At 69.5% G+C, this 18,636-nt stretch carries 19 protein-coding genes; 6 read left to right on the forward strand and 13 right to left on the reverse strand.

Annotated features, from left to right (window positions below; genetic code table 11):
• Positions 1-147: 147 nt before the first annotated feature.
• Positions 148-600 carry a MarR family winged helix-turn-helix transcriptional regulator gene (locus tag ACFY1L_RS36735; RefSeq protein ID WP_388834226.1) on the reverse strand — a complete coding sequence of 151 codons (453 nt, stop codon included), beginning with the start codon at positions 598-600 and terminating at the stop codon, positions 148-150.
• A gap of 122 nt (positions 601-722) precedes the next feature.
• Between ACFY1L_RS36735 and ACFY1L_RS36740 the strand changes: the two genes are divergently transcribed.
• Both ACFY1L_RS36740 and mltG read left to right on the forward strand, forming a co-directional pair.
• Positions 723-2,525 carry an ABC transporter ATP-binding protein gene (locus ACFY1L_RS36740; protein WP_388834229.1) on the forward strand — a complete coding sequence of 601 codons (1,803 nt, stop codon included), beginning with the start codon at positions 723-725 and terminating at the stop codon, positions 2,523-2,525.
• A gap of 43 nt (positions 2,526-2,568) precedes the next feature.
• Entirely contained in the window at positions 2,569-3,408 is an 840-nt protein-coding gene (mltG, locus tag ACFY1L_RS36745; RefSeq protein WP_388834232.1) for an endolytic transglycosylase MltG, read from the forward strand.
• Between the two features lie 12 nt (positions 3,409-3,420).
• Here the strand turns inward: mltG and ACFY1L_RS36750 are convergent, their stop codons facing one another.
• From ACFY1L_RS36750 to ACFY1L_RS36770, 5 genes are all read right to left on the reverse strand, one after another.
• The gene (locus ACFY1L_RS36750; protein WP_388834235.1) at positions 3,421-4,497 is read right to left on the reverse strand and encodes an NAD(P)-binding domain-containing protein; all 1,077 of its coding nucleotides are present in this window, start codon (positions 4,495-4,497) and stop codon (positions 3,421-3,423) included.
• A 90-nt stretch (positions 4,498-4,587) separates the two neighbouring features.
• On the reverse strand, positions 4,588-5,610 hold the full coding sequence (locus ACFY1L_RS36755) for an ABC transporter substrate-binding protein (protein ID WP_388834238.1): 1,023 nt from the start codon (positions 5,608-5,610) through the stop codon (positions 4,588-4,590).
• A gap of 48 nt (positions 5,611-5,658) precedes the next feature.
• A complete protein-coding gene (locus ACFY1L_RS36760; protein WP_388834241.1) occupies positions 5,659-6,414 on the reverse strand; it encodes an ABC transporter ATP-binding protein in 756 nt (251 codons plus the stop codon).
• On the reverse strand, positions 6,387-7,289 hold the full coding sequence (locus tag ACFY1L_RS36765) for an ABC transporter permease (RefSeq protein ID WP_388834244.1): 903 nt from the start codon (positions 7,287-7,289) through the stop codon (positions 6,387-6,389). Before ACFY1L_RS36765 ends, ACFY1L_RS36760 begins: the two co-directional genes overlap by 28 nt.
• Positions 7,290-7,427: 138 nt before the next feature.
• A complete protein-coding gene (locus ACFY1L_RS36770; protein WP_351276907.1) occupies positions 7,428-7,511 on the reverse strand; it encodes a putative leader peptide in 84 nt (27 codons plus the stop codon).
• 122 nt (positions 7,512-7,633) lie between these two features.
• On the opposite strand from ACFY1L_RS36770, the gene ACFY1L_RS36775 reads away from it, so the two are divergent.
• Positions 7,634-8,062 carry a YjbQ family protein gene (locus tag ACFY1L_RS36775; protein WP_388834247.1) on the forward strand — a complete coding sequence of 143 codons (429 nt, stop codon included), beginning with the start codon at positions 7,634-7,636 and terminating at the stop codon, positions 8,060-8,062.
• Positions 8,063-8,080: 18 nt separating this feature from the next.
• Entirely contained in the window at positions 8,081-8,206 is a 126-nt protein-coding gene (locus ACFY1L_RS36780) for a hypothetical protein (protein WP_388834250.1), read from the forward strand.
• Positions 8,207-8,261: 55 nt separating this feature from the next.
• Here the strand turns inward: ACFY1L_RS36780 and ACFY1L_RS36785 are convergent, their stop codons facing one another.
• Positions 8,262-8,915 (reverse strand): hypothetical protein, encoded by a 654-nt coding sequence (locus ACFY1L_RS36785; protein ID WP_388834258.1) that lies wholly within the window; start codon positions 8,913-8,915, stop codon positions 8,262-8,264.
• A gap of 394 nt (positions 8,916-9,309) precedes the next feature.
• Between ACFY1L_RS36785 and ACFY1L_RS36790 the strand changes: the two genes are divergently transcribed.
• The gene (locus ACFY1L_RS36790) at positions 9,310-10,338 is read left to right on the forward strand and encodes a helix-turn-helix domain-containing protein (RefSeq protein ID WP_388834261.1); all 1,029 of its coding nucleotides are present in this window, start codon (positions 9,310-9,312) and stop codon (positions 10,336-10,338) included.
• A 63-nt stretch (positions 10,339-10,401) separates the two neighbouring features.
• On the opposite strand, the gene ACFY1L_RS36795 is transcribed toward ACFY1L_RS36790, so the two are convergent.
• The 5 genes from ACFY1L_RS36795 to ACFY1L_RS36815 all read right to left on the reverse strand — a co-directional run bounded on the left by ACFY1L_RS36795 (position 10,402) and on the right by ACFY1L_RS36815 (position 15,138).
• Complete coding sequence (locus tag ACFY1L_RS36795) at positions 10,402-11,151, reverse strand: D-Ala-D-Ala carboxypeptidase family metallohydrolase (protein ID WP_388834265.1); 750 nt, start codon at positions 11,149-11,151, stop codon at positions 10,402-10,404.
• A gap of 42 nt (positions 11,152-11,193) precedes the next feature.
• Complete coding sequence (locus ACFY1L_RS36800) at positions 11,194-11,610, reverse strand: hypothetical protein (RefSeq protein ID WP_388834268.1); 417 nt, start codon at positions 11,608-11,610, stop codon at positions 11,194-11,196.
• 26 nt (positions 11,611-11,636) lie between these two features.
• Positions 11,637-12,032 carry a hypothetical protein gene (locus ACFY1L_RS36805; RefSeq protein ID WP_388834270.1) on the reverse strand — a complete coding sequence of 132 codons (396 nt, stop codon included), beginning with the start codon at positions 12,030-12,032 and terminating at the stop codon, positions 11,637-11,639.
• 25 nt (positions 12,033-12,057) lie between these two features.
• Positions 12,058-13,407 carry a GH25 family lysozyme gene (locus ACFY1L_RS36810; protein ID WP_388834272.1) on the reverse strand — a complete coding sequence of 450 codons (1,350 nt, stop codon included), beginning with the start codon at positions 13,405-13,407 and terminating at the stop codon, positions 12,058-12,060.
• A gap of 234 nt (positions 13,408-13,641) precedes the next feature.
• Complete coding sequence (locus tag ACFY1L_RS36815) at positions 13,642-15,138, reverse strand: RICIN domain-containing protein (protein WP_388834274.1); 1,497 nt, start codon at positions 15,136-15,138, stop codon at positions 13,642-13,644.
• Positions 15,139-15,461: 323 nt separating this feature from the next.
• On the opposite strand from ACFY1L_RS36815, the gene ACFY1L_RS36820 reads away from it, so the two are divergent.
• Complete coding sequence (locus ACFY1L_RS36820; RefSeq protein WP_388834276.1) at positions 15,462-17,396, forward strand: glycoside hydrolase family 97 catalytic domain-containing protein; 1,935 nt, start codon at positions 15,462-15,464, stop codon at positions 17,394-17,396.
• 14 nt (positions 17,397-17,410) lie between these two features.
• Here the strand turns inward: ACFY1L_RS36820 and ACFY1L_RS36825 are convergent, their stop codons facing one another.
• Complete coding sequence (locus ACFY1L_RS36825; RefSeq protein ID WP_388834278.1) at positions 17,411-18,634, reverse strand: cytochrome P450; 1,224 nt, start codon at positions 18,632-18,634, stop codon at positions 17,411-17,413.
• Between the last annotated feature and the right edge of the window lie 2 nt (positions 18,635-18,636).

Raw genomic sequence — 18,636 nt, forward strand, 5'->3', positions numbered from 1 at the left:
GGCCGTTTGGGGGGGGGGGGGGGGGGGGGGGGGGGGGGGGGGTGGGGGGGGGGGGGGGGGGGGGGCCCCCGCCCCGGGGGGGGGGGGGGGGCACCGCCGCGACCAACCCCCACATACCCGCAGCCGCCCGCGTGCCGTAGCGGCCCCCTACCTGCAGCGCCCCTCCGGCACCCCGTCCACCAGCGTGTCCAGCAGTCCGCCGAGCACCTCGCGCTGCTCGTCCGTCAGTGGTGCCAGGATCTCCGCGGCGGCGGAGCGGCGCGCCCCGCGCAGCTCGCGCAGCGCCTTGTGGCCGTCGTCCGTGAGCTCGATGCGGATCACCCGGCGGTTGGTCGGATCGGGCACCCGGCGCACCTTGCCGTTCGCCTCCAGACCGTCGACCAGCGAGGTCACGGCACGGGGGACCACCTCCAGGCGCTCGGCGAGATCGGCCATGCGCGGCGGCGAGCCGTAGTGCGCCAGCGTGCGCAGCAGCCGGGACTGGGCCGGGGTGACGCCGAGGCCCGCCTGCTCGATGTGGCGCTTCTGGATCCGGTGCACACGGCGCGTGAGCCGCAGCAACTGCTCGGCGAGCGGGCCGTCGGGATCGGGGGTGGTCATACGGGAACAATATCAGGACCTATTTCATTGTGAGCGTAGGTAACAATGAGCTAAGGTCCGTCAGTCGGCGCCGCATCTCACCGCACCGCGCCGGCCAACGTCGTCGAAACCCGTAGGAGCCCATGCACCCCGACCGTGAACCCAGATGGACACCACCTGCCGACTCCAAGGAACAGCCCCGGCAGGTGCGCCGCATCCTGAAACTCTTCCGCCCGTACCGCGCCCGCCTCGCCGTCGTCGGCCTGCTGGTCGGCGCCTCGTCGCTGGTCTCGGTGGCCACGCCCTTCCTGCTGAAGGCAACGCTCGACGTCGCGATCCCCCAGGGCCGCACCGGTCTGCTCAGCCTGCTCGCGCTCGGCATGATCGTCAGCGCCGTGCTGACCAGCGTCTTCGGCGTCCTGCAGACCCTGATCTCGACGACCGTGGGCCAGCGCGTCATGCACGACCTGCGCACCGCGGTCTACGGCCGCCTGCAGCGCATGTCCCTCGCCTTCTTCACGCGCACGCGTACCGGCGAGGTCCAGTCCCGCATAGCCAACGACATCGGCGGCATGCAGGCCACCGTCACCTCCACCGCCACCTCCCTGGTCTCCAACCTGACCAGCGTGGTCGCCACGATCGTCGCGATGATCGCCCTCGACTGGCGCCTGACCGTCGTATCGCTCCTGCTGCTGCCGGTCTTCGTGTGGATCAGCCGCCGCGTCGGCAGGGAGCGCAAGAAGATCACCACCCAGCGCCAGAAGCAGATGGCCGCGATGGCCGCGACCGTCACCGAGTCGCTCTCCGTCAGCGGCATCCTGCTCGGCCGCACCATGGGCCGCTCCGACTCGCTGACGAAGTCCTTCGCCGAGGAGTCCGAGGGGCTCGTCGACCTCGAGGTCCGGTCCAACATGGCCGGGCGCTGGCGCATGGCCGTCATCACCATCGTCATGGCCGCCATGCCGGCCGTCATCTACTGGACCGCCGGGATGACGCTCCAGATGGGCGGCCCGCAGGTCTCGATCGGCACCATCGTCGCCTTCGTCTCGCTCCAGCAGGGCCTGTTCCGCCCGACCGTCAGCCTGCTGGCGACCGGCGTCCAGATCCAGACCTCGCTCGCGCTCTTCCAGCGCATCTTCGAGTACCTCGACCTGCCGATCGACATCACCGAGCGGGACGACGCGGTCCACCTCGACCGCATCAAGGGCGAAGTCCGCTTGGAGGACGTCGAGTTCCGCTACGACAACAAGGGCGGCCCGATCCTCGACGGCATCGGCATCGAGGTCCCCGCGGGCAGCAGCCTCGCGGTCGTCGGCCCGACCGGCGCCGGCAAGTCGACGCTGGGCTATCTGGTTCCGAGGCTGTACGACGTCACCGGCGGCCGTGTCACCCTCGACGGCGTCGACGTCCGTGACCTCGACTTCGACACCCTCGCGCGCGCGGTCGGCGTCGTCTCCCAGGAGACGTACCTCTTCCACGCCTCCGTCGCGGACAACCTGCGCTTCGCCAAGCCGGACGCCACCGACGAGGAGATCCACCAGGCGGCCAGGGCGGCCCAGATCCACGACCACATCGCGGCCCTGCCCGACGGGTACGACACCGTCGTCGGCGAGCGCGGCCACCGCTTCTCGGGCGGTGAGAAGCAGCGCCTGGCCATCGCCCGCACCATCCTGCGCGACCCGCCGGTGCTGATCCTCGACGAGGCGACCAGCGCCCTGGACACCCGTACCGAAGCGGCCGTCCAGGACGCCATCGACGCCCTGTCGGCCAACCGCACCACCCTCACCATCGCGCACCGTCTGTCCACCGTCCGCGATGCCGACCAGATCGTCGTCCTCGACTCCGGACGCGTGGCCGAACGGGGCACGCACGAGGAACTGCTGGAGCAGGACGGGCGGTACGCGGCCCTCGTACGCCGGGATGCCCAACTGGAACCGACAGGGTGAACATATGCCGTGTTTGTGACGGTGTGCGGGTTACCGTGCCCGCATGTACCAGAACACTCCGCCACGGAGAACGATTCGACTGACGCGCAGGGGCCGGTTCGCCCTCATCGCGACCGGCGCGGTCGTGGCCGGCACCGCCGTGGCGGTGCCGCTGCTGACTCTGGAGAGCGACGGCGACGACCGGCCCTCGTCCCTGGTGATCCCCGAGGGCTGGCGGTCGGGTCAGGTCTACGCCGCCGTCGACAAGGCCCTCGTCCTGCCCGCCGGAACCACCAAGAAGTCCCTCGGCAAGGCCGGGCTGAAACTGCCGAACGACGCCGAGGGCAACCCGGAGGGCTACCTCTTCCCGGCGACGTATCCGCTGGCCGAGAAGACGACCCCCGAGTCCCTGCTGACGTCCATGGTCGACACCGCCAACAAGAAGTTCAACGGCGCCCCGATGGCGGCCGGCGCGCAGCGCAACGCCATGAACGTCTACCAGGCGGTCACCATCGCGAGCATCGTGCAGGCCGAGGCCGCCTCGAAGGCCGACATGGGCAAGGTGGCGCGGGTCGTCTTCAACCGGCTCGAGCGCGGGATGCCGCTGCAGATGGACTCGACCATCAACTACGCCCTGAACCGCGCCACGTTGAAGACGACCGCCGACGACACGAAGCTCGACAGCCCCTACAACTCGTACCAGCGCATGGGCCTGCCGCCGACGCCGATCGACAACCCGGGCGAGGACGCGATGCGTGCCGCGATCAGCCCGACCCCGGGCGACTGGCTGTACTTCGTCACGGTCAAGCCCGGGGACACCCGCTTCACCGCCGACTACGCCGAACACCAGCGCAATGTCGCCGAGTTCAACGCCGTACAGAAGAAGGCGAGTTCGGCCCAGTGACGGGCTGCGGCATCACGCCGCGACCGGCTGGTCGGCGAGCAGTCGCCTGATGTCCCGCACTGCGGCCCGGCCTGCCCGGTTGGCGCCGATGGTGCTGGCCGACGGACCGTAGCCGACCAGATGGATCCGCGGATCGGCGATCGCGCGTGTGCCCTCGACGCGGATGCCGCCGCCCGGCTCGCGCAGCCGCAGCGGCGCCAGGTGGTCGATGGCCGCCCGGAATCCGGTGGCCCAGAGGATGACGTCGGCGTCCACGCGCTGCCCGTCGTTCCACTCCACCCCGTCCGGGGTGATCCGGTCGAACATGGGCCGACGGTCCAGGACCCCGTCCTCGATGCCCTGCCGGATCGCGTCGTTGAGCGGCAGCCCGGTCACCGACACCACACTCCTGGGCGGCAGCCCCTGCCGCACCCGCTCCTCGACGAGCGCGACGGCCGCCCGGCCCACGTCCTCGCTGAAGGGCCCCTCGCGGAAGACCGGCTCCCGGCGGGTGACCCAGGTGGTCTCGGCCGCATACGGGGCGAGCTCCAGCAGCTGCTGAGTGCCTGACGCACCCCCGCCCACCACGACCACCCGCTTCCCGGCGAACTCCTCCGGCCCGGCGTACTGCGCCGTGTGCAACTGCCGCCCCCGGAAGGTCTCCTGGCCCGGATAGCGCGGCCAGAACGGCCGGTCCCAGGTGCCCGTCGCGTTGATCAGCGCCCGAGTCGACCAGGTGCCGTCCGAGGTCTCGACGAGCAGCCGCCCGTCCTCCCCCTCGCGTACCGCACGTACGTCGACGGGCCGCCGTACCCGAAGGTCGAAGGCGCGCTCGTACGCGGCGAAGTACTCGGCGATCACCTCCGACGAGGACCGCGCCGGATCGGCGTCCGTCAGCTCCATGCCCGGCAGCGCGTGCATCCCGTGCACCTTGCCGTACGTCAGCGACGGCCACCGGAACTGCCAGGCACCGCCCGGACCGGGGGAGTGGTCGAGCACCACGAAGTCGCGCTCCGGCTCGAAACCGGTGCGCCGCAGGTGATAGGCGCCGGACAGACCCGCCTGACCGGCGCCTACGACGACCACCTCGACCTCACGCGTGTTGTTCACGCTTCTACCAACCGCGTCGAGACCGTGGATCTTCCCACGTGGTTCCCCGTGATCCCCCCGTGAGACGGGCGTCACCGCCCGGTCGTGTCCTCAGCCCACGGAGGCGCGGGCAGGCGTCGTCGAGGGCGGCAGGTCGCCGTTGTACCGCGTGTCCACGAAGTCCCCGAACCCGACCTTCTTCGGGATCAGCTTCAGCTCGGTGAAGGCGTCGGCGATCTGCTGCTCGGAGGCGATCAGCGGCTTGTCGACGGCGACCGAGATGCGGGTGGCGTTGGTGCGCTTCACCGAGGCCAGTGCCACGTCGTAGGGCAGCCCGGTGTCCTTCGCCCAGACCCTGGCCCACTCCTCCTGGTGGCCGTAGACCCAGGCGGTCGCCCGCCGCAGCCGCTCCAGGTAGTCCTTGATGGCGGCGGCCTTCTTCTTGTCCTGCAGTGCGTTCGGCGCCGCCACCTGGAAGGTGAGCCCGTTGGTGACGCCGTCGCCGGTCGTCAGGATGCTGCCCTGCTTGGCCTGGAGCACCTGCGAGGTGTACGGGTCCCACACCGCCCACGCGTCCACCTTGCCGGAGGTGAACGCGGCGAGTGCGTCGGCCGGCTGGAGGTACTTGACCTTGACGTCGCTCAGGCTCAGCCCGGCTGCCTTGAGGGAGGCGACCAGCTGGTAGTGCGCGGACGAACCCTGGGCCACGGCGACGGACTTGCCCTTGAGCTGCTCGGGCTCGGTCAGCTTCGAGCCCTTCGGTACGAGGATGGCGTCGCCCTTGGAAGTGCCGTGGAAGGCGGCCACCACCGTGATCTTCGAGCCGGCGCCGGCCGCGAAGACCGGCGGTGTGTTGCCGACGCCGCCGATGTCGACGGCCTTGGCGTTGACCGCCTCGAGGAGCGGCGGCCCGGAGGTGAAGGTCGACCATTTGATCTTGTAGTCGAGGTTCTTGAGCTCTCCGGCAGCCCGCAGGATCGCTTCCGAACCGCCCTTCTGGTCACCGACGTTGAGGGTGAGGGAGCCCTTGCCGTCGGTGTCGGTCCCCGTGCCGGCGGATGCGTTTCCGCCGCAGGCGGTGAGCAGGAGGGCGAGGGGGAGGAGCAGTGCGGCGGGGACGAGGCGTCGTCGCATGGCGGATCGGCTTCCGTTCTCTGGAACTGGACTTGGGGTGGGGGGAGTTCAGGCGGCTTCGGCGGCGGTGTCGACGCCGAGGCGTTCCAGCAGGCCGGCGCGGAGCTCGGCGAACCGGGGGTCGGCGATGTCGCGCGGGCGCTCGAGGTCGATGTGCTGCTCGTGCGCGATGACGCCGTCGTCCATGACGAGGACGCGGTCGGCGAGCAGCACGGCCTCCTCGACGTCGTGCGTGACCAGCAGTACCGCGCAGCCGCGGCGCTGCCACAACTCGCCCACCAGGCGCTGGGCCTTGATGCGGGTGAGCGCGTCGAGCGCGCCGAACGGCTCGTCGAGCAGCAGCAGGTCGGGCTCGCGGACCAACGCCCGGGCTAGGGAGGCGCGTTGGGCCTCGCCGCCGGAGAGGGTCTTGGGCCAGGCGTTCGTACGGTGGCCGAGTCCGACCTCCTCCAGCGCCTGGTCGGCGACGGCGCGTTCGGGCTTGCCGGGCAGGCCGAGCAGGACGTTGCGCCAGACCTTCTTCCATGGCATCAGACGCGGGGCCTGGAAGGCGACGGCCTTGCGGCGCGGGACCAGGACGGTGCCCTGGATGTCGCGGTCGAGACCGGCCAGGATGCGCAGCAGGGTGGACTTGCCGCAGCCGCTGCGGCCGAGCAGGGCGACGAACTCGCCCGGCCTGACGTCGAGTTGGAGGTCGTCGATGACGGCACGGCCGTCGAAGGAGCGGGTCAGCCCCTCGACGTGCACCGCGTGAGACGTCTTGGACACCTGCGGGCTCACCGGCCGGTGAACGTCGGTCGCCATTGCAGCAGCAGCCTTTCGAGGGAGCGGACGATGAAGTCGGCCAGCAGACCGAGGAAGGCGTAGACGATGAGGCAGACCACGATCACGTCGGTCCGCAGGAAGTCCCGTGCCTGCACCATGAGGAAGCCGATGCCGGCGTCCGCGTTGATCTGCTCGGCGAAGACCAGCGCGAGCCAGGCGATGCCGAGCGAGTAGCGCAGCCCGGTGAGCGCACCGGGCAGCGCCCCCGGCAGCACGACATGCCGCACCAGGCCCCAGCGGGAGAGCCCGAGGGATTCCCCGGCCTCGATCAACTGGGCGTCCACGCCGCGGATTCCGGCGTAGACGTTGAGGTAGAGCGGGAAGGTCACGCCGAGCGTGATGATGGCGACCTTCGGGGCCTCGCCGATGCCGAACCAGATGATGAACAGCGGGATCAGCCCGACGAACGGCACGGTCCGCAGCATCTGCACCGGCGCGTCCACCAGGTCCTCGCCGATCCTGAACAGTCCGGAGACCAGGGCGAGTCCGGTCCCGATGACGGTCCCGAGCAGCAGCCCGAACGCCACGCGCTGCAGCGAGGTCCCCATGGCCGAGGTCAGCGAACCGTCGGAGATCAGATCCCCGGCGACCTGCGCGATCCGACCGGGCGAGGCGAGCACGTCGGACGTCAACACACCGGTGCCGCTGAGGAGTTGCCACAGGGCGAGCAGCAGCACGGGGCCGGCGGTGCGGCGCAGCCAGCGGGGGACGCGGGTGCGGCGGGAGGAGGCGGGGACGATGGGGGTGAGGTCGAGGGAGGCCGGGTCGAGGGAGTCGGCCTCGTCACCCTTCGACGTGGATATAGGCGAAATATCGGGTTCGGAGGAGCCCGGCGGGGCATGGCTGATGCTCATGGGTGCTCCACGGGAGGAGAGCGGCCGGTGGGGGACAGGAGGACGCGACGCCTCGGCGTCGCCACGTCACGGTCACGGCTGGACGTGCGGGCGCGGCGGAACGCGGGTCAAAAGGGAGGGGGAGAAAGGAGAAAGGCGTCAGCAGCCGCGACGACACGCGGCGGAGGCCACCCGCAGCAGGTCGATGTGACCGCGCGTGGTGAGCATGGCTGAACGCAACATGCGGCTGAAAGTAGCCAGCTGGTCGGTGCACGGTCAATGGCGTCTCGCGGAATGGACCCCTCGTATCAACCGGCGGGCGGCACTTCGCATACGGAACCCGGCGAATGGGTCAGGATGGGGTCATGTCAGATGCCTTCACCACCCGAGTGCTGAACGTCGCCACCGGCTCCACGGAGAGGATCGTCGACCTGACCCGCGACTGCGAGGCCTTCCTGCGGGAGGTGGCCGCCGACCGCGACGGCCTGCTCAACCTCTTCGTCCCGCACGCCACCGCCGGAATCGCGATCATCGAGACGGGCGCCGGCAGCGACGACGACCTCCTGACCGCCCTCCACACACTCCTCCCGGCCGACGACCGCTGGCAACACCGCCACGGCAGCCCCGGCCACGGCCGCGACCACGTACTCCCGGCGATCGTGCCGCCGCACGCGACGCTGCCGGTGCTGGGCGGGCAGCTGGAGTTGGGGACCTGGCAGTCGGTCTGCCTGGTCGACACGAATCGCGACAATCCGGATCGCAAGGTGCGGCTGTCGTTTCTTGCGGGTTCCTGAATCCTTGCGCCCGCGGGGATGGTTCCGGCACTGCGCGCCCGTGTGCGGGCCCCGGGGATCCGCATCCTCGGAACGACCAGGAGTGCGCTCCTGGACATCGGCGTCGTGGACAAGAAGGGCGAGGCGCCGGTCAGCGCATCCTGAACCGGCCGTCACCGGGTGTCCGCTGCTCCCTCCTTCTCGTACACGTTGCCGATCGTCAGCCGAGGTGGAGGGTGGCCAGGGCGGTGGTCCAGTCGGTGACGATCGCCTGCTGTGCGGCCGCGAGGGTGATCCGGCCCTTGCAGACCGCGGTGTGCAGCTTGGTCTCGACCGGGTCCTTCTTGTTGTTGACGCCCGAGCCCGAGCGGTGGCCGGGGTCGGCGGGCTCCACCCACAGATTGCGGTAGTCGTTCGGGTCACCGCCCAGCTGAAGGCTTATCAAGTGGTCGTACTCGGCGTCGCCCATGCGACCGGTGAAGCCGTAGGAAGCCGCGTTCAGCCGCTTCTCCTTGCCCGTCACGTACGCCGACGGCCGGATGTCGGCGGTGTAGCCGCCCTTGCGGCAGATCGTCGACTTCAGGTTCGCCTGTGTGACCGCCGGCGAAATCGCGCCCGGAGTGCACTTGCGGTCCTCGAGCGGCTCCCCGTTCTCGTAGCGGTAGTGGCAGGAGCCCGCGGCCGGCTGCTGCTGCACCGTGTAGTGCCTCTGCGGACCGGCCCCCACGGCTACCTTCCCGGCTGTTGCCGACGGTTCCTCGACCGGACTACGGCTGCTCGATGCCGACCCGGTGCCGAGCGAGACGGAACAGCCGGACAGCAGCAGGCAGGCGAGCACCGCGGATGAAGCGGCAACGCGGCGGGTGGAACCCATGACGACCCCTCACGGTCAGGCAACGGTTGAGCAGATGCTGCCCCACCCGTTCGGCGACCTGTCGGCCGGGGGCCGTATGTGCCGGGCCGAGCCCGCCGCGATCGCCGCACCCCCGGCGGTGAGGCAGGCGGAAAGTGCCGCGGCGGTAGCAATACGGCCGGTCATCATGGTCTTCATATCCACCCGTGCCGCGAGGGCACTGCGGATAACGACAGCAATTGACGCTTTGTCAAATACAGTTATTAGAAAGGCTGTTGATGGTCGGCATGCGAAAGTGAAAGGGCGTACGCACTCCTTTCTCGCCGTGTAACTTCTACCCGTCAGTAAGGGCTTGAGCGAGGGTGGATGTGTGGTTGCCTCTCCGCATACGGAAAAGTTCGCCGCCTACCTTCGGATGCTGAAGGAACGCAGCGGCCGGGGCTACGACCGTCTCGGCAAGGAAGCGGGCGTCAGTGGTTCCAGCCTGCACCGGTACTGCTCCGGCCTCGGCGTTCCGACCGACTACCGGGTGGTGCACGCCTTCGCCAAGGTGTGCGGCGCCAGTGCGGAGGAACTCCGCGAACTCCACCGGCTGTGGGCGCTGGCGGACACCGACCGGGATGCACCGGTCGCGACCGCCAAGGAGAACCCGGAACCGGAGCCGCGATCGGACGAGCCTGCCGCGCCCGCGCCTGAGAGCACCGGACCGGACGACGTGACTCCGTCGGAGATCACCCCTGACGGGACCGACGAGCCGCGACGGTCCCGGATCCCCGAGAAGCTGTCCTCCCGTCTGGCGGTACTGGCCGCCGTGGTCGCCGTGGTGCTGGTGGCCGGCTTCGTGTGGCTGCCCGGCAGCAGCCCCGACGGTGCCTCGCCGGCGGCCGGTGACAGGCTGCTGGAGTCGCCCGCGTGCAAGTCGGTGAGCATGGGGCAGCACGACGACTGCGTGCGCGAGGTCCAGAACCTGTTGGTGCGGGCGAAGGGCAGGCTCGCCGTCGACGGGGACTTCGGGCCGGAGACCCTGCGCCGGCTGACCGCGTTCCAGGTGCTGGCGGGTCTGCCGGCCACCAGCGTGGCCGACGAGGCCACCAAGAAGGCGCTCTACGCGCAGAAAGTGAGCATGACGACCTGGTCGCCGGCCAGGGTGGCGAAGCGGATCCGTGAGGTGTTCGTCGAGGATCCCGACATCGCGGTGGCCATCGCCCGCTGTGCGTCGTTCCTCGACCCGCTGTGGGTGCTGCCCAACACCAACGGCAGCCGCAACTGGGGCGTGTTCCAGATCTCCGACGCCCGCCTGCGGGATCTCGAGGGCACGCCCCTGCGGGCGTTCGACCCGGAGTGGAACATCAAGGCGGCCCACCGTCTGTGGAGCGTCCGGCACGACTTCCACGACTGGCCCTCCTGCGAGGCGGCGCTGAAGAAGGACACACCGAAGAGCTGACACCCCTAGCCCTTGGGCACCGCCGGAGCGGCACCCAAGGGCCCCGGATCCCCGGTCGCGGCGTCAGATCGTGCCGTTCTCCCACCACCAGTCACGGCCGAGGTCGGCCCTGCTGTCGACGTGCTGGTGGTCGACGGTGTAAGTCTCCAGCCCGGAGAACCCGCAGGTCTCCGCCTTCTGGTAGACGGTCTTGTTGGCGACGCCGGGCACGTCGAGGTCGGCGGCGGTGCCGTACAGGTGCATGCTGTCGCTGGCTCCGCCGATCTCGGCGTTGTGCGCGATGCTGCGGAAACCGGAGTTGACCGTGATCGGCTTGTCGCCGAGCTTCTTGCGCAGCGCCTCCAGCTTGTACATGCAGCGGCGGACGTTCTCCTTCACCTGCGCGGCGCTCAGCTTGCCGCCGTTGAACGTGCCGTCCGACTGGTTCACGAACTCGCTCCAGTTGAAGTGGAGCGTGGAGCCGTCCGACTGCTCCAGCGCGTTGAGCTTCGCCTGGGTGTTGGGTCCGGCGCTGGCGTCGGCGGTGAGACCGTACGCCGTCTGGAACCGGCGTACGGCCGCCGCGGTACCGGGACCGAAGTCCCCGTCGATGCTCACCCGGCTGTGACCGGCGCTGTCCGCCGCCCAGCCCGCGACTCTGATCTGCAGTTCGGTCACGTCGGCGCCGGTGTCGCCCTGGTTCAGGGTGCGCGACCAGGAATAGGCCTGGGCGACGCCCGAGAACATCAGCTGACCGAACGCGATGCCGGCGCCGGCGGCCAGCGTGCCACGCAGCATGGTGCGGCGGTCGATGGGACGGAAGGAGGAAGCCATCGTCGTCCTTTCGGAACGTGGGAACGGTGGTGCGGGAGGAAGTCAGTAGGCGATCTGGAACGAGACGTTCTGCGCGTCGGTGTCGTAGGCGTGCACACGCAGGACGAAGTGGGTGCCGTCCTTGACGTCGGTGGCGACGGTTCCCCACTCGGTGCCGTGCGTGGTGTACGCGTCGCCGTTGTTGCACTTGGTGGTGTGGTCGACGAACACCACACAGGCGTCCAGATACACCCCCGGCTCGTCGGTGATGAGCCGCAGGTTGATGTCGTTGCACCGCGAGGACGTGGTGTAGGTGCCGTACTCCTTGGCGGCCGCCTGGTAGTGGTACGTCAGCGGCTTGGCACCGCCGTAGCAGCTGACGGCGGCGGCCGAGGACTGTGCCGAGGCCGGCGCCACGCCCGCTCCCAGCAGTGCGGCCGCGGTGAACAGAGCCGAGGCGATGGTCCTGCTCCGGATCATGGTGGTCTCCGTTCGACGAGGTGGGGTCAGAAGGCGATCTGCATGACGGCGTCGTCGCCCTCCAGGGGCACGCCGACGGGCACCGTGAACTTGCTGCCGTCCAGGACGTCGGTGGCGATGGTCGTCCAGCTCCGGCCGACCTTGGTCCAGCGGTTGCAGGTGCCGGTCTTCGCGAACTTCACGCAGGCGTTGACGTAGTCGGCGGTTCCACCGATGACGCGCATGTTGATGTCGTTGCAGCGGCTCGTGGTCCAGTAGGGGCCGAACTCGAGCGCGTCCCCGTAGCGCACCGTGACCGCCCCGCCGTAGCAGGTCGTTGCCGCGGTGGCTGTGGCGGCCGAGGCGGAGGCGGGCGCCGGGGCGGTGAATCCGAGGGCGGCGAGCAGGGCGACGAGGGACGCGCGTGCGAACCGGGTGGTCATGTGGTCCTCCTTGGTCCGGCGGCGGTCAGCGGTTGGCCAGCCGGTCCAGATCGGCCTGGGTGCCGTTGAACACGTCCGCGGTCGCCGGTGCCTGGATGCCGGGGAAGAGCGCGGCGTCGGTGTACTGCCACATCGCCCAGGTCGTCGAGCCGTTCGGCAGCGGCGGCTGGGTGATCGACTGGCGGTAGTCCGCGAGTTGCAGCGGATACCGTGCGAAGGCGGTGGTCGAACCCAGGCAGTCGTCCAGGAAGGACTTCTGGGTGTAGATGATCGGAGTGCGGCCGAAGGCCGCCTCCACCCGGTCGAGCCAGGCCTTGGCGTCGTCCACCGTGCCGTAGGTGGGACAGCGTCCACTGCCGTCGTCCATGCGCTCCAGGTCGAATACCGGCGGCAGGTCGCCCGCACGCTGCCCGGTGTAGCCGGTCGCCCGCACGGCGGCGATGAACCGGTCGGCCTGTGCGGCACCCGTGTCGGGCGAGGTGCCCGTGTAGAAGTGGTAGGGCGCGACGGCCAGCCCCGCCGTCCTGGCCGCTTCGAGGTCGGTGGCGAGGTATTCGTCGGTGACGTTCGTGCCCCGGGTCGCCTTGACGGTCGCGAACTCGACACCCGAGGCCCGTACGGCCTTCCAGTCGATCGGCGCGCCACCGGGGTGCTGGTACTTGGCCGTGTCCAGGCCGTCGATCGGGTGGCCGGCGGGACGCGGTGGCGTGCAGTACGTGTTGCGGCTGGACCAGTCCACCAGTTTCGCCCAGGTGTTGGGGCCCACGACGCCGTCGGCACTGAGGCCGGCGCAGTTCTGGAGCTCGATGACCCGGCCCTCGGTCCCGCCCCCGAAGTCACCGTCGATCGTCAGCGGTGGATAGTGGAACGGCTCCATGGCCAGGTTCAGACGGCACTGCAGCTCTTTGACCTCAGTGCCCTTCGCGCCCTTGCGCAGGGTCGGACGGGTGTCGGTGTGGCCGCACACGGTCGACTGTGCCGTGGTCGACGTCCCCTGAGTGGCGCAGCTGTGCGGCCCCGCGGCCCAGGTGTTCAGCGCCGCCCAGGTCTGCGGGCCGAGCACACCGTCCACGCCCAGCCCGGCGCACCGCTGGAACTCCTTGACCCGTGTCTCCGTCGCCGGCCCGAACGAGCCGTCCGCCGCGATCGGCGTGTACCGGCTCGGCTTTGTCGCCAGATTGAGCTCGCACTGTGCCTCGACCGCCGAGTCACCGGTCGATCCCCGCTGCAGAGTGGGCTGTGCGCTCGTGTGCCCGCAGACCGCGACCGCGGTGGTCGCGGACTCCGCCGCCTGCACCGCCGTTGGCCCGTACAGGGGCAGGACCGCTGCTGCGGTGAGGGTCAGTCCCCGCAGTAGCGTCGTCCTCTTTCCCATCTGGTGTTCCCCCTCGTGTGAGTGGCCGGGAGCCCCGGCGCCGATCATGCTGGCAGCGGTTGCTCCGGAGGGGGATCCTCTCGCACCGGATTGGGACGCCAGGACAGTCATACGCCTGTGACCTGGGGGGACGGGTCGGCGCTGGGATGCACTTGGGACACCGACGGCGGCTGGGGCACGCGATATGCCGAGAGGGCCGCCGCGGGGTGCGGCGGCCCTCTCGGTGACGGTTCGTCAGGACAGCGTCCACTGCTGGCTGGTGGCACCGGTGCCGGTCAGCTGGACGACGCCGGCGCCCGCTGTGGTGGAGGAGGAGTCCACCCCGATGTTCAGCCCGCTGTTGACATTGACGAGCATGAACTTGGTGCCGGTGAGGCTGCCCACGAGGTCGGCGGCGAACTGCTGGTTGGCACCGCCGTTGCAGGTCCACTGCTGCAACTGGACGTTCTCCGCGGTCGACTTGTTCGGCACGTCCAGACACAGGCCGCTCTTGACGCTGACGAGCGTGTAGACGTTGTCCGCCACCCGGTTCAGCGTCCATTTCTGGTTGTCACCACCGTTGGACTGCCACTGGATGATCTTGGCGCCGGTCGTGGTCGAGCCGCTGGAGACGTCCATCAGCATCGAGCTGCCCGCGTTGGTCAGTGTGTGCACCGCGTTGGTGGGCACACCGGAGTTGGGTGTCCAGGTGCCGGCGGTGGTGTCGAGGGACCAGCTCGGGTACTGGCCGACGTTGACCACGGTGCCGCGGATGGTCATCGGCAGCCAGATCAGCTGGGAGTTGCCGAGGTCGCTGGTGTTCCACCGGTCGCCGGCGTAGATGTACGTGGTGCCGGAACTGCCCTGCACGGTGATGATGTTCGCCGTCTGGCTGTTGTACGTGTGGGTGCCCGGCGCCGCGAAGTTCCGCATCGGCGCCCATGTCCCGCTCAGCGACGTGGCGGTGGTGTAGACGTTGTCGTTGGTGCTCCAGCCGGTCAGGTGGGAGGCGAGGAGGTAGTAGGTGCCGTTGCTCTTCACCATGGCGGGCGCCTCGTAGCTGGCCGAGCCGCTGCTGCCCAGCAGGGCCACGCTGCTGTCCACGGAGAGGTAGTCGGCGGAGAGCTTGTAGATGTGCAGGCCGTTGTTGCGGTCCTCGCTCAGCAGGTAGCCGGTGCCGTCGGTGTCCTGGAAGAGGTTCATGTCACGGCTCAGGTTGCCCATCGGGCGGAAGCTGCCCCGGTAGCTGTAGGGCCCGCAGGGGGTGCTGCTGGTGGCCACCCCGACCCGCGCGTCGCCGTAGTTGGTGCTGTCGATGTGCATGTACATCACGTACGTGCTGGTCGACGCGTTGTAGATGACCTTCGGCCGCTCCACGATCCGGCTCGGACCCAGGTCGCCGCTTGCCTGCTTGGCCAGGGCCACGCCCTGGTAGGTCCAGCTGGAGAGGTCGGTGGAGGAGTAGCAGGGGATGTCCTGGAAGGACGTGTCGGACGAGGTCTCGCCGGTCTTGTCCTCGCCGAAGCCGTACCAGGTGTTGCCGACCTTGATGATGCCCAGGCCGTGCAGCTGGAGCGTGTTGCCGTTCTGGTCGGTCCGGGTGGCGCCCAGGGTGAAGGAGGCGGTGGCGGCACTGGCGGGCGCCGCGGGCAGCAGCACTGCCACGAGGCCTCCGAGCAGGGTGAGGAATGCGGCGGCGGCTGCCCGCAAACGGCCACGCGAGGGTCTGTGGTGGGGTGCTCGATTCGGCATGCTCTGCCTCTCCTTCGAGGTGCTGACATGACCGTCGTCCGTACGACGCGGGTGCCTGACGGTGTGCCGGGGAGTTGAAGCCGTGAAAGGTGACGAACGCGGCGAACGTGCGCAAGCGGCTGCGATGTTCAGTGGGAAATGAGAGCTTCCTGATCGTCGCGGTGTCAATAGAAGCGATCGATTTTGTTCGTTCATGACGGAAAGCCGAGCAAGGTCGTTGTCCGGACTGTTGACCCGTCGTCCCCACTGCCGTACAACTGCCCGATGTCGGTAGGGAACCGTTGGTTACTGTTCGGTTGTGTTGAGTCGAGAGGTGCACCGCCATGCAGGTTCCAGCACGCCCGGTGTCCCGGCGCGGACTGCTCAAGGGCGCGGCCGTAGTCGCCGGCGCCGCTGCTGCCGGGATCGGTACGACGGGCACGGCTGCGGCGGCGGACACCTCGGTCACCGCGACCGCCCCCGACGGCAGTACCACGATCACGATGTCGCTGACCGGCGGCGTACTGACCTGGTCGGCCAAGCGCAGGGGCGCGACCGTCGTCGACACCTCGGCCCTCGGCCTGAGGCTGAGCGACGGGACGATGCTCGGCCGCGGCGGCACGGTCGTCACCAACTACCAGCACTGGACCGTCGACAACACCTGGACCCCGGTCTACGGCCGCAACGCGACCGTCCACGACCGGTACCAGGAGATGCGCTGGAATCTCCAGGACACCGCCACCCTCATCAACTTCGGCGTCCAGATCCGCGCCTACCCCAGCGGTGTCGCCTTGCGGTACGTGCTGCTCGACAAGGGCACCGCTACCATCGCCGACGAGCTGACGACGTTCGTCTTCCCCGACAGCACACTCGTCCACGGTGCCCGGGACGAGGACGTGTACAACCCGGTCGCCCCGGGCGCGATCCCGTCGACCGGGACCTCCGGCACCGACACGGGCCCGCTGACCGACCTCCCGCTGACCGCCACGTACGCGAGCGGCGGTCTGATCGCCTGCATCTGCGAGTCGTCCCGGGTCAACTTCCCGCGGCTGATGCTGAGTTCGGTGTCAGGGCGGCCCAACACGCTGGCCGCGTTCCTGATGGAGCACACCGCCCGCGGGAGCGGGACGGTTCAGGCGGCCTCCACCGTGACCACCCCGTTCGCCACCCCCTGGCGCGCCGTAGTGACCGGCTCCACGCACGCCGAACTGGTCGACAACGCCGAGCTGGTGCTCAACCTCGCTCCCGCAGGCGCGCTGGCCGACACCTCGTGGATCAAGCCCGGCAAGGTCTTCCGCTGCAACCTGACCACCGCCGCCGGCACGGCAGGCGTCGACTTCGCCGCCGCCCGCGGGCTGCAGTACATCGAGTACGACGCCGGCTGGTACGGGCCCGAGGGCAGCACCACCGACGCCACCAGGCCGATCGACGCCATCGACCTGCCGTCGGTGATCTCCTACGCCACGGGCAAGGGCATCGGCGTCATCCTCTACGTCAACCGCATCGCGCTGAGCAGCCCCGACAGCCTCTTCGCCCTCTACCGGAGCTGGGGCGTCGCGGGTGTGAAACTGGGCTTCATCAACGACGGCACGCAGGCCATGACCAACCAGATCACCGGATGGGCGAAGACCGCGGCCGCGCACAGCCTGCTGATCGACATGCATGACGACGTACGGCCGTTCGGCTACGAGCGCACGTACCCCAACTGGGTGAGCCTGGAGGGCGTGCGGGGCAACGAGCACTTCCCGACCGCTTCCCACAACGTCACGCTGCCCTTCACCCGGAACATCGGCGGGCCGATGGACTACACGATCTGCTACGGGCAGTCGCGCGACCAGACCACCAACGTCCACCAGATGGCGATGGCCGCGGTCTACTACCAGCCGCTGAACTTCCTCTACTGGTACGACTCGCCGTCCAAGTACGCCAACACCGCCAACTGGCCCGGCCTGCCGTGGTTCGACGCCATCCCCACCACCTGGGACGAGAGCCGCACCCTCGACGGGGCGATCGGCCAGTACGTCGCGGTCGCCCGCCGCAAGGGCACCACGTGGTACCTGGGCGCGATGACCGACGAGTCGCCCCGGACGCTGTCGCTCCCGCTGTCCTTCCTCGGCGGCGGCAACTGGACGGCGACCGTCTACGCCGACGGCACGCCCGGCACCAACGCCTACCAGACCCCTGTCGTGGTGAGCACTCGGACCGTCACCTCGGCGACCGTGCTCAGTGTCGCCATGGCCCCCTCCGGCGGCCAAGCGGTGGTGCTGAAGCAGAGCTGACGCCGACAGCTCGGTCACCGAAGCGCCAGTCGACCGCGGAAGTTCTCCGGCACCGGTGCGAACCGGAGGGCCATCGTGATCTCCTCCGGCCGATCGACGCTCAACCGGTAGCGGGTGCACAGGAGATGGCACAGGGCCATCAACTGAACCGTGCCGAGATTCGCGCCGATGCACTTCTTCGGTGCCCAGCCGAACGGCACATAACAGCTGCGGTCCGCCGGACCGTGCGGCGCGCCCGGCAGGAAGCGGTCCGGGTCGAAGACGTCGGGCTGCTTCCAGACCCGCTCGTCGCGATGGATCAGATGCGGGCTCAGCAGATACCACTGCCCCGGCTCCAGCCGGGTCCTTCCCAGGTCGAACCCGAACTTGGAGCGCCGCACCAGCAGCAACGGCGGGCTCCACATCCGCAGCACCTCCTTCACGAAACGGTGCGTCTGCGGGGCGACACGGGTGGGCGAGGTACGGAACTCCGCCGGGTCCACGGCGCCCAGTTCGTCCGTGAGCCGGCGCTGCCATTCGGGCTGCCGTACGAACTCGTAGAGCAGGCTTGCCGCGGCGGTGCCGGGCGGGCCTCCGATGGCGGTCAGGACGGCGGTCACCACGTCCAGGGCGCGGTCCATGCCGAGTTCCGGCAGCAGGTCCACGAAGGGGTCGGCGAGGTCCGGCTCGCGCTCGCGCCGGCCGCGGGCGCGCTGCCGCAGGACCCGGCGCACCACGAGCCCCGAACGCACCTGGACGGAGATGAACCGCAGGTGGTGCCAGGTGCTGCCCGGCTCGGGCGAGACCAGCCGCAACAACTTCATCTCGAGGTCCCGGCGCACCAGTTCCGCCTCGGCGGAGGTGAGGCCGGTGAGCGCGACGGGCAGCAGCGACCGCAGCGTCACGTCCTGCATCAGCATGGTCAGATCGACGTCCTGTCCGACCCGCGCGTCCATGACGCGTTCCATGCGTTCGATCAGCCGGCCGTGGTGCTCCTGTGTTGCGAGGGTGTGGAGTTGGCCCAGCCATGCGGAGCGGATCCGGCTCCACCGCATCTCGGGGCTGTGACGCCGGCGCACCATGTCGACGAGGCGGTCGTGCATCACGAACCGGTGCCAGTTGGTGGCGCTGACGTGGCGCGCCGCCTCCGGCTCGAACACGCCGAGCCGTTGGTCGTCGACCCAGAAGATCCCGTCCTCCTGCGCGCTGCGCATCCGCATGAAACGCAGGAAGTCCTCGGGGTGTTGTGGGGTGGTCATCG

It is taken from the genome of Streptomyces sp. NPDC001663, assembly GCF_042893105.1.
In the GTDB taxonomy this organism is placed as follows: domain Bacteria; phylum Actinomycetota; class Actinomycetes; order Streptomycetales; family Streptomycetaceae; genus Streptomyces.

Excerpts from the sequence above, each read along its gene's own strand:
- ACFY1L_RS36740 (WP_388834229.1), top strand. The coding sequence starts at position 723 with ATGCACCCCGACCGTGAACCCAGATGGACACCACCTGCCGACTCCAAG.
- ACFY1L_RS36795 (WP_388834265.1), bottom strand. The coding sequence starts at position 11,151 with ATGGCTTCCTCCTTCCGTCCCATCGACCGCCGCACCATGCTGCGTGGC.
- ACFY1L_RS36790 (WP_388834261.1), top strand. The coding sequence starts at position 9,310 with ATGCTGAAGGAACGCAGCGGCCGGGGCTACGACCGTCTCGGCAAGGAA.
- ACFY1L_RS36735 (WP_388834226.1), bottom strand. The coding sequence starts at position 600 with ATGACCACCCCCGATCCCGACGGCCCGCTCGCCGAGCAGTTGCTGCGG.
- ACFY1L_RS36760 (WP_388834241.1), bottom strand. The coding sequence starts at position 6,414 with ATGGCGACCGACGTTCACCGGCCGGTGAGCCCGCAGGTGTCCAAGACG.
- ACFY1L_RS36780 (WP_388834250.1), top strand. The coding sequence starts at position 8,081 with ATGGTTCCGGCACTGCGCGCCCGTGTGCGGGCCCCGGGGATCCGCATC.
- ACFY1L_RS36825 (WP_388834278.1), bottom strand. The coding sequence starts at position 18,634 with ATGACCACCCCACAACACCCCGAGGACTTCCTGCGTTTCATGCGGATG.
- ACFY1L_RS36785 (WP_388834258.1), bottom strand. The coding sequence starts at position 8,915 with ATGGGTTCCACCCGCCGCGTTGCCGCTTCATCCGCGGTGCTCGCCTGC.
- ACFY1L_RS36770 (WP_351276907.1), bottom strand. The coding sequence starts at position 7,511 with ATGTTGCGTTCAGCCATGCTCACCACGCGCGGTCACATCGACCTGCTG.
- ACFY1L_RS36805 (WP_388834270.1), bottom strand. The coding sequence starts at position 12,032 with ATGACCACCCGGTTCGCACGCGCGTCCCTCGTCGCCCTGCTCGCCGCC.
- ACFY1L_RS36765 (WP_388834244.1), bottom strand. The coding sequence starts at position 7,289 with ATGAGCATCAGCCATGCCCCGCCGGGCTCCTCCGAACCCGATATTTCG.
- ACFY1L_RS36815 (WP_388834274.1), bottom strand. The coding sequence starts at position 15,138 with ATGCCGAATCGAGCACCCCACCACAGACCCTCGCGTGGCCGTTTGCGG.
- ACFY1L_RS36800 (WP_388834268.1), bottom strand. The coding sequence starts at position 11,610 with ATGATCCGGAGCAGGACCATCGCCTCGGCTCTGTTCACCGCGGCCGCA.
- ACFY1L_RS36820 (WP_388834276.1), top strand. The coding sequence starts at position 15,462 with ATGCAGGTTCCAGCACGCCCGGTGTCCCGGCGCGGACTGCTCAAGGGC.
- mltG (WP_388834232.1), top strand. The coding sequence starts at position 2,569 with ATGTACCAGAACACTCCGCCACGGAGAACGATTCGACTGACGCGCAGG.
- ACFY1L_RS36775 (WP_388834247.1), top strand. The coding sequence starts at position 7,634 with ATGTCAGATGCCTTCACCACCCGAGTGCTGAACGTCGCCACCGGCTCC.
- ACFY1L_RS36755 (WP_388834238.1), bottom strand. The coding sequence starts at position 5,610 with ATGCGACGACGCCTCGTCCCCGCCGCACTGCTCCTCCCCCTCGCCCTC.
- ACFY1L_RS36810 (WP_388834272.1), bottom strand. The coding sequence starts at position 13,407 with ATGGGAAAGAGGACGACGCTACTGCGGGGACTGACCCTCACCGCAGCA.